Here is a 648-nt window from a genome sequence, read left to right as displayed (position 1 = left end):
CACCGACCGCGGTGGCTTGGAAATCCAGGGCTACGACCGGGTTTGGTTTCCGGGGCTGGCGCAGGAGTGGGCGAAATTCGGCGATCGGCGTCCGTTCGTGGGCGCCCTGACAATGGAATTGGCCACCGAGGCGGACGCCGACGTCGCGTCCTGGATCGCGGCGGGGACGCCGCCGATCTGCTTCGGCTCCGGCAGTATTCCGGTCGAATCACCCGCGGCCACGGTGGACATGATCAGCGCCGCCTGCGCGGAACTCAACGAGCGGGCGCTGGTGTGTTCCGGCTGGAGCGACTTCAGCGGGGTCAGCCCCTTCGACCACGTGAAGGTCGTCGGCGTCGTGAACTACACCAAGATTTTCCCCGCCTGCCGCGCGGTCGTTCACCACGGCGGCTCGGGCACCACGGCGGCGGGTCTGCGCGCCGGGGTCCCTACGCTGATCCTCTGGACTGCGGGGGACCAGCCGATGTGGGGCGCGCACATCAAACAGCTGAAGGTCGGCACCACCCGGCGCTTCTCGGCGGCCAATCGCAAGACCCTTGTCGAAGACCTGCGGCAGATCCTCGCGCCCGACTACGCCGAGCGTGCCCGGGAACTGGCCACGCGGATGAGCAAGCCATCCGAGAGCGCGGGCCACGCCGTGGACCTGCT

1 protein-coding gene is annotated in these 648 nt (G+C 68.8%); it reads left to right on the top strand.

Annotated elements, in window-relative coordinates:
• Window positions 1-648: glycosyltransferase (locus A5714_RS03575; protein WP_369829419.1), on the top strand; the 648-nt coding region annotated here is incomplete at both ends.

This window comes from Mycobacterium sp. E2462 (assembly GCF_001672685.1).
Taxonomy (GTDB): domain Bacteria; phylum Actinomycetota; class Actinomycetes; order Mycobacteriales; family Mycobacteriaceae; genus Mycobacterium.
The sequence above is the reverse complement of the archived record's forward strand: the minus strand, read 5'-3'. Positions and strand labels throughout refer to the sequence as shown.